The following is a 3,202-nucleotide window of genomic DNA, read 5'->3' on the forward strand; positions in this document are numbered from 1 at the left end:
CGATATGGCGACCTGTTCCGACAATCCTGATGGGGCCGCATGTCAGAAAGCTATGAATGAACGTGATGCCGTAGGGCTGGCACTTGCTACAGGCAGCGTAGCCCTGTTACCTGGCAGCGCTCAGGCAATGTGGGGGCTGGGAGCCGGAGCGAACGCAGGTATCAGTTATCTTGCGGATGGCGCGATAGATCCAGCAAACGCAGCGATAGCAGGTTGGGTAAATGTTATCAGCATGGGCAATGGCCTGGCAGGTACTGTTAGCTGGAATGCTGCGGGCGGTGCATTGGGTAACTGGCTGGATGATAAAGATCTGATCCTACCCACGTAATATGGACACAACCCTAAGCAAGGTTCTGGTTTTCAAATTGTTCCGGACTGAGACCGCCACAGGCACTGTGACGACGCCACCGATTGTAATCGCACTCAATATAATTAAATACCGCTGCCCGCATGATTTCCCGGCTGGCAAAGTCCTCTGCGTGAATACATTCCACCTTCAGCGTGTGGAAGAAGCTTTCTGCACAGGCATTGTCATAACAACAGCCTCTGGCGCTCATACTACCCTGCAGATTATGGCGTTTCAGTAAGCTCTGGTTATCCGTTGAACAGTACTGACCGCCGCGGTCGCTATGCACGATGACATTTTCCGGGCGTTTACGCCGCCACAGCGCCATCTGTAACGCATCGCAGGCAAGCTGCGCCGTCATCCGCGAGGACATCGACCAGCCAATCACTGACCGGGACCACAGGTTGATAACCACGGCCAGATAAAGCCAGCCTTCAGCGGTGCGAAGTAGAGTAAGAGACAGGGCGTAGTCGGACTATTTCCCTGCCTCTCCTCTCCGAACCGGACGTGCGCCTTTCAGCGCATCCGGCTCTCCATTTAAACGCTGGCGAACGCCATTGCCACTTCAGTGTAGCGCGACGTATACGTGTTTCTGGTTTCCGTCCTCAGATAGGGATTACCTTCGGGTAGACGCCAGCGGAACAGCTTCTTGCCTTGCCCGACCAACCGGTACAGGATTTCACCACTGAGTTTGCCATGATTGGTTTTGCCAAATAAAACCCATGTCTTACTCTGCCCGGGTTTTGGTGGCTTACACCAGTGACGCATCAGCATTTTGATACCTGTACGGTATTTGCGGGCCAGCCAGTGAGCCAGCTTCCAGAACACGACACGGTCGATATAACCGAAGACCTTGGCCTTAAAATCAACGAACTGATAGAACATAGCCCAGCCTTTCAGCTTCCGGTTAAGTATTTCAACCATATCGATTTTACTTTCACTGTAATTACCTGATAACAGTGCCGTCAGCGAGGCCGCGAAGTTTCTGGCCTTATCGTGTGGGATTGTCGAGACCACCCGCATATCGCCGTAGCGACTGCGTTTACGGATGATCCTGTGGCCCAGAAAGATAAAACCGTCATTAACATGGGTTATCCTGGTCTTGTCCATGTTCAGCCTGAGTTTCAGGCTGTCTTCAAGCACACTACGACACTCCTCCCTGATGGCTTCTGCCTGTGCTTTGGTGCCCTTGACGATAAGCACGAAGTCATCGGCATACCGGCAGTACGCTACAGCGGGTTTCCATTGCCAGTTTTCTCTGACTGCGGTACTTCGGCCCCGCTGGATACTGTTATTCCAGTACCAGCGATCCTTTCTGGCTTTCCCGCTCAGATAGCGTTTATGCAGATACTGATCGAACTCATTTAGCATGATATTCGACAGCAACGGCGAGAGCATTCCGCCCTGTGGTACACCTTCACTGGCCGCCCGAAAGAGACCGACATCAACATGCCCCGCTTTGATGGTTTTCCACAGCAGGGCCATAAAACGTGGGTCACTGATCCTGCGGCGAACGGCTTTCATCAGCAGGCGATGATGCACGGTGTCAAAGTAGCTGGACAGGTCACCTTCAATCACCCAGCGGCCCCGGGTTTCTCCGCAATCGGTAAGTTGCAGCTTTACCGTTCGGATCGCATGATGGACGCTACGTTCAGGCCGGAAGCCATATGAGAGCGTATGAAAATCACTTTCCCATATCGGCTCCATTGCCATCAGCATTGCCCGCTGAACAATACGATCCCGCAACGCGGGGATACCCAGTGGTCGCCGTTTGCCGTTGCTTTTCGGGATATAAACCCGTCTGGCTGGCAGGGGCTGGTAGTGACCCGAGAGAAGTTCTTCGCTGAGTTTTTGCAACTCAGCAGACAGTCCGGCCTGTAGCTTTGCTTTGTTCACACCATCAACGCCGGGAGTATGTGCCCCCTTTGATGAAAGTGTGATCCGCGCAGCTTCAGCCAGCCATTCTGGCCGTGTTATCAGACGCAGCAGCCGTTCAATCCGTCGGGACGGATCAGTTGCTGCCCAGGTGGCAAGCTTGCGTTGCATTTCGCTGATTATCAAAGGTCTTCACCTCACTGAGTCAGTTAATTCACTTCGCAAACACATTTAAACTGCTTCCCTTCGCCATGTAATGGGCTTTCCCCATCGCGGACTACTACGGAAGCTCCGCCAGTCAGCGCGTCATCGGAGCCATGCCTCCTTAACATCCGTCGCTGACCTTCCCCGGTTCACCTGTCTGGACTCATACATACTGAGGAGGCTGCCCGTCGCACTCTTTATCCTTGCTTGCCGCAAGTTGGCAGGAGGCAGCAATTCGGACTGTGAAAAAAAACTGCTGACCCGATTTTTCAGCATACATATCTGATTATCTTCATCCGGCAACGGCTATACATTGTTGCCGGTTCCCCCTGCATGACCTGTCAGATCACATAGGTCATGGTGACATTTTCAACCCACAGAGGCGGATTAACGGATTCATATTCTTCAGCCTTTCAGCACTCAACCTTGAGGATCATCTCGGCTTAGTGATCTCGCCTCAATCCCCGTTGTCAGCGGGTTACATCACCCTGCGGGCATGCCGCAGGTCACTGCCGCTCAGGTTCTCCACCGTCACACCCGGTGGGATTGTCGGGTCGCTCGTCATGAGCAACCGGTTCAATATTCCAGACAGACTCGTGGTTCATTTGAGCATCCATGCCCGCCCTGAACTCCGGGCACACGATACGTAATATCTCCACACCATACCCGGTCAGGCTGCGGTACAGCGAACTGACGCCCGAGCAGATTCGGCAGGCTGGTATGCTCCTGACGGGCATTTTTATACTGATCTTTTCCGGGCTGACAACTGCTCAGGTT

At 53.3% G+C, this 3,202-nt stretch carries 2 protein-coding genes and 2 pseudogenes; 1 reads left to right on the plus strand and 3 read right to left on the minus strand.

Annotated elements, in window-relative coordinates; translation table 11 throughout:
- Positions 1–328: hypothetical protein (locus KEC56_RS13785; RefSeq protein WP_227531396.1), on the plus strand; the 328-nt coding region annotated here is incomplete at its 5' end.
- A gap of 13 nt (positions 329–341) precedes the next feature.
- Here the strand turns inward: KEC56_RS13785 and KEC56_RS13790 are convergent.
- The 3 genes and pseudogenes from KEC56_RS13790 to KEC56_RS13800 form a co-directional block, all read right to left on the minus strand.
- Positions 342–803, minus strand: a pseudogene (locus KEC56_RS13790) (IS3 family transposase); the annotation flags it as partial.
- Positions 804–883: 80 nt separating this feature from the next.
- The gene (ltrA, locus tag KEC56_RS13795; RefSeq protein ID WP_227531397.1) at positions 884–2,392 is read right to left on the minus strand and encodes a group II intron reverse transcriptase/maturase; all 1,509 of its coding nucleotides are present in this window, start codon (positions 2,390–2,392) and stop codon (positions 884–886) included.
- 675 nt (positions 2,393–3,067) lie between these two features.
- A pseudogene (locus tag KEC56_RS13800) lies at positions 3,068–3,202 on the minus strand (IS3 family transposase); the annotation flags it as partial.

It is taken from the genome of Microbacterium tenebrionis, from assembly GCF_020682665.1.
GTDB classification, from domain to species: Bacteria; Actinomycetota; Actinomycetes; order Actinomycetales; family Microbacteriaceae; genus Microbacterium; species Microbacterium tenebrionis.